The sequence below is a fragment of the Protofrankia sp. CiP1_Cm_nod4 genome (assembly GCF_982290645.1).
The window spans coordinates 1-4941 of the sequence record NZ_CEVIVC010000003.1 but is presented as its reverse complement, the minus strand read 5'-3'; the positions used below and the strand labels follow the sequence as shown (position 1 = coordinate 4941).

Annotated in this window: 4 protein-coding genes and 1 pseudogene; 2 read left to right on the top strand and 3 right to left on the bottom strand. The window is 70.9% G+C overall.

Annotated elements, in window-relative coordinates; genetic code table 11:
* Window positions 1–120: 120 nt before the first annotated feature.
* Together AC5LSR_RS01420 and AC5LSR_RS01415 are read left to right on the top strand one after the other, a co-directional pair.
* Window positions 121–1251, top strand: a complete 1131-nt coding sequence (locus AC5LSR_RS01420; RefSeq protein ID WP_250285933.1) for a CaiB/BaiF CoA transferase family protein — start codon at window positions 121–123, stop codon at window positions 1249–1251.
* 343 nt (window positions 1252–1594) lie between these two features.
* A complete protein-coding gene (locus tag AC5LSR_RS01415; protein WP_250285934.1) occupies window positions 1595–2668 on the top strand; it encodes an LCP family protein in 1074 nt (357 codons plus the stop codon).
* Here AC5LSR_RS01415 and AC5LSR_RS01410 read toward each other — a convergent pair.
* The 3 genes and pseudogenes from AC5LSR_RS01410 to AC5LSR_RS01400 form a co-directional block, all read right to left on the bottom strand.
* A complete protein-coding gene (locus AC5LSR_RS01410) occupies window positions 2662–3555 on the bottom strand; it encodes a YihY/virulence factor BrkB family protein (RefSeq protein WP_250285935.1) in 894 nt (297 codons plus the stop codon). The genes AC5LSR_RS01415 and AC5LSR_RS01410 overlap by 7 nt on opposite strands.
* Before the next feature lie 439 nt (window positions 3556–3994).
* Window positions 3995–4198 carry a DUF7455 domain-containing protein gene (locus AC5LSR_RS01405; protein WP_250285936.1) on the bottom strand — a complete coding sequence of 68 codons (204 nt, stop codon included), beginning with the start codon at window positions 4196–4198 and terminating at the stop codon, window positions 3995–3997.
* 135 nt (window positions 4199–4333) lie between these two features.
* Window positions 4334–4941: pseudogene (locus AC5LSR_RS01400) on the bottom strand (hypothetical protein); the annotation flags it as partial.

The window sequence follows — 4941 nt, the reverse complement described above, 5'->3', positions numbered from 1 at the left end:
GGATCTGTCGGTAGGCTGCTCGGATCTGCCGGTAGAAGGCGGGGAAGCACTCGGGCGCGTACTCATGGTTCCAACGGTAGGCCGCGGCGGTCCGTGGCGGGTAGCGTCCCAGGAGTGCCTATGTCGCCGGGTCCCATGGATGGCCTTCTTGTCGTCGATCTCACCCGGGTATTGGCCGGGCCGTTGTCCACGCTGATGCTCGCCGATCTCGGGGCGAGGGTCATCAAGGTGGAACGTCCCGGTCACGGGGATGACTCCCGCTCCTACGGTCCGTTCATGGACGACCGGTCGCTGTACTTCGCCCGGGTGAACCGCGGCAAACAGTCGATCGCGCTCGATCTGAAGGATCCGGACGACCACGCGACGTTACTTTCCATCATCGACCGCGCCGATGTGCTGGTGGAGAACTTCCGGCCCGGCGTGATGGACCGGCTCGGTCTCGGCTGGGGCACGTTGTCGGGACGTAATCCTCGACTGGTTTACGTGAGCATCTCCGGCTTCGGGCGGACCGGCCCGTGGCGAAACCGGCCGGCCTACGACGCGGTCGTGCAGGCCGCCACCGGGATTATGTCGATCACCGGGTCACCGGACAGCGACCCGGTGAAGCCCGGCGTCCCGATCGCGGACCTTGCGGCCGGTCTGTATGCTTTCGGCGCGATCGGGGCCGCATTGTACGGGCGGCTGGCCACCGGCCGCGGTACCCATATCGACATAGCCATGTTCGACGCCACACTGTCGTTGCTCGAGGGTGCGGCCCTGTCCTATCTGGCGACCGGTGTCACGCCGCCGCGCATCGGCAACGCACATTACTCGATCGCGCCGTTCGACACGTTCGCCTGCGCGGACCGCAGCATTGTGATCTGTGCCGCGAACGACAGCCTCTTCGCCGGGCTGTGCCGCGCGCTGGACCGCCCGGATCTCGGCACGGATCCGCGGTTCGTCACCAACAGTGCCCGGCTGGCGGCCCGGGAGGCGTTCAAGCAGGAAGCGGAGCGGACTCTTCGTGCCCAGCCGGCTGCGTATTGGCTGAAAGTGCTGGGTGCGGCGGGCATACCCTGTGGCCCCATCAACAACGTGGCGGAGGCGGTCTCCTCCGAACAGGCTGTTTTCCGCGGCATGGTGGTCGACGCCGGGGGCCTTCCGCTGCCCGGGAATCCGGTGAAGATGGCGGACTGGCCGCAGGACTCCCGGCGGCCGCCGGAACCGGTACTCGACGCGGACGGCCCCGCGATCCGGGCCGAGTTCGGTTGATCCGGCGGTGCGCCGGTGACGGCGGTGGAAGTCGTGGGCGCGACACCCGGGACCGGGAACATTCCAACGGCTACCGGACGTCGACAGGGATGGCGAGCGGTGGGGTGGACGAGGGGACGTGGTCATGACGTGGCCTCCGGACGGGCCCGGACGAGCGGGGCGGCGGCCTGGATGGCCTGAGGAGCGCCGGCCCCCGGGCGGGGCTCCCGGGTGGCAGCAGCCACCGCCGCAGCCCGGATGGCAGCAGCCACCGCCGTCGCAGCCGCCGCCGTTCCAGCCGTCACAGCCGCCGCCCGAGCCCTTACCGCCCCGGCGCTCCACTGGGCGCCGCCTGGTCACCGGCGTGGCGGCGCTGGCGTCCGTCCTCGTACTGGCCGTCTCCGGCGGGGGCTGGCTGGCCCTGCGGCACTATGACAACAAGGTCACCCATGTGTCGCTGGCCTTCCCCGGCACCGAGCGGCGGCCGGGCGGGGCCGGCGGCGGTACCCGCAACATCCTGCTCGTCGGCTCGGACAGCCGCAGCGGTACGGACGGGGAGTTCGGTGAGGTCGAGGGCCAGCGGTCGGACACCACGATCCTCGCCCACCTGGACGCCGATGGCTCCACCACGCTCGCCTCGTTCCCCCGGGACCTGTGGGTGACGATCCCCGCCTACACCGACTCCGCCGGCCGCGCCCACGCCGCGCGGAAGTCCAAGCTCAACGCCGCGTTCGCGTTGGGCGGGCCGTCCCTGCTGGTACGGACCATCGAGACGCTGACGAAGATCCGTATCGACCACTACCTGCAGATCGACTTCATCGGGTTCCAACGGATGACGGACGCCCTCGGCGGGGTGACCGTGTGCGTGAAACCGCTGCCCAACGGGAGCCGGAGCAACCTCGACGACAAGATGTCGGGCTGGCACGGCCAGGTCGGCGACAACAGGGTCAACGGCGAGCAGGCGCTGGCCTTCGTCCGCCAGCGGTACGGCCTGCCCGAGGGCGACCTCGACCGGATCCGGCGTCAGCAGCAGTTCATCGGTGTGGTCTTCCGGTCGGCGACCAGCACCTCGACCCTGGTCAACCCGGTCCGGCTGGCTTCCCTGCTGGACGCGGCCACCTCGTCCGTGACCGTCGACGCCGGCACCTCCCTGACCGACCTGCAGCCACTGGCCGTCCGGCTGCGTGGCGTGGGCAGCGGGGGTGTCCGCTTCGAGACCGTCCCGGCGTCGCCTGGTCAGGCAGGCGGCCAGTCCGTGCTGCTCACCGACCCGAACAAGCTGGCGGCCTTCCTGGCGGATCTCTCCGGCCGGCGGCCGTCCTCCGCGAGCGCCGCGGCCGTCGACGGTGGCCCGCTGGGCGGGCCGGCCGGGCCGGCCATCACCCTGGTGGCCGCCACGGCCACGACCGACGCCACCGCGGGATCGTGCACCTACTGAACCTCCGGCCGCCGCTGGCCCGGCGGCGTGTGGCCCGGTGACGGGGTGTGGTCACCGCGCTCGTCGATGGCGGCGTTCAGTTCGGCGCCGAGCAGGACGGCCAACGCCGTGATGTAGAAGAACAGCAGCGCGGCCACGGGCGCCGCCACCGAGCCGTAGATCAGTTCATTGCCGAAGACCGTTTCCAGGTACAGCCGCAGCAGGTAGCTGCCGACGTTCCAGACCACCATGGCCAGCAGGGCGCCGGGCAGCGCCCGCCGCCACGGGCGCCGGGACGGCAACGACAGGTGGTACAGCGAGGTCAGCATCGTCAGGGAGAGGACCGCGACCACCGGCCAGAACAGGACCGTCAGCAGCCAGCCGACGAGGTGGTGGCGGTTGGCGTCGAGCAGTTCCGAGATCAGGTCCGGCCCGAGGACGAGCGAGGGCAACAGGATCACACCGCTGGCCACCTGGGCCAGGTACAGTCGCAGTGCCAGTAGCCGGCTGCGTACGGCTGATCGCAGCTGGCGCTGGCCGTAGGCGATCGTGATGGTGTTGACGTAGGTCGCCATGGCCGACGACCCGGTCCACAGCGACAGCAGGAAACCGATCGAGATCACATCCGGGCGCCCGTGGGTGAGGATCTCGTTGATCGTGGGGCGGATCACGTTGTCGACGACCGAGGGTGTCAGCAGGTCGTCGGCGGCGTTCAGCAGACTCTGACGGATGCTGTCGACGGCGTCCGCGCCGACCGCGTCCCCGACGTAGCCGATGGTGCCGAGGATCGCCAGTAGTAAGGGAGGCAGCGACAGCAGCTGCCAGAAGCCGGCCTCGGCCGCGAGGCCGAGCACGCGGTCGCGCCAGGCACGGGCCGCGGTCCGGCGGGCGAGGGTGAGAACACGCATCGACACCCGTCCGAGCAGGGAGGGCACTGTTCTCGGAGGCCGGGCCGGCAACGGCGACACGGGGCCTGACGGTGGCGCGAGGCCTGGCAGCGCGGCGGAAGCAGGATGCGTCAGATCAGCGGGCCGCGACGCATCGGACGCGGGACCAGGCGTCTGGAGCACCGCGGACAGCAACCTGTTCGCCAACCACACCGGACCAACGGTACGGCCTCGGGTTCACAGCGGCTCCAGCGGTCGTCGATTGGCCTGGAACCCGGCCGGCCGGCCGCTGCCGATGTCACCAGTTGCGCTGGCCTGGTTGCGCCGGCATGGATAACGGAGGCATGCCGTCGGTCGACGAGCCATGCCTCCGGGCCACATCAAAATGCCCCCGCTGACAACGTGTGATCGTGTCCGCGGGGGATCGCCGGGCCGATGTCCGCCGCCGGGTGGCGGGCGGTCAGGGAGAGACGGTCAGTTTGTCTGTTTCGTCATGGTATTCGACGGCCACGGCTCGTAGCTTCGAGTCGTGGGACTTGGCGTGATGCCGGCAGAACAGCAGTTCGCCGCCACCGGGAAGCACGACCCGCACATACGCCTGCGCGCCGCACCGGTCACACCGGTCGAGGTTGGTCAGCGTCGGTCTGGTAGTGGTTCCAGTCACACCATCTTCAACAGTCTTCGTCGGGATTTGGTTCCGCCCAGCGGTGTGACGGTTCCCTCAGGCCTCTCGGAGCCGTCGGCGACGCAGGTCAGGGCCGGGGCACGGCGGGAGTCGTGATGATCATAGGTGTGGTGATCACGTACGGCGCGCGCCGAAGACGATGTCGTCCCAGGCCGGTACGGACTTGCGGTTCTTGCGGCCACCGGAGCCGCGTTCCCCGGCCCGGCCGGCGGTGCCCGTGCGCCCGTTCCGGGGCGTCGGCGACGTCCGTGCGGCGAGGTCGGCCTGCCCGGCGGTGTCGTCGACGGCATCGGCGTCACCAGCGCCGTCGGTGGGGCCGACGCCGTCGGTGGGGCCAACGGCGTCGGCGGCACCGACGGCGTCCGCGATACCGGCCGTGGCTGTCCTGGCCGTGCCTGCGAGCGCGGCGGTGCCTGCGAGCGCGGCGGTGTTGGCTGGTTCGGACGTGCCGGCGAGGTCGGCGAGGTCGGCGATATCGGTGCTGCCGGCGGCGACCGCTGCCGGCACGGGAACTGCCGTGGCCGGGGGATGTACGGCGGGCACGGAAGGCGCGGCGGGCACGGAAGGCGCGCCGGACACGGTGGGCACCGGATGCGGGTGGACGGCCGGGGCCTCGGTGCGAACCTCGGTGCGAGCCGCCGGGCGGGGCAGCCCGTGGGTCCGCCCCCTGGCCGCGGCCGGCTGGATCGGGGTGGGCTGGACCGGGGCCGGCTGGACCGGGG

Bases quoted from the DNA above. Each gene is read 5' to 3' on its own strand.
- AC5LSR_RS01420 (WP_250285933.1), top strand. From the start codon at position 121: ATGTCGCCGGGTCCCATGGATGGCCTTCTTGTCGTCGATCTCACCCGG.
- AC5LSR_RS01410 (WP_250285935.1), bottom strand. From the start codon at position 3,555: ATGCGTGTTCTCACCCTCGCCCGCCGGACCGCGGCCCGTGCCTGGCGC.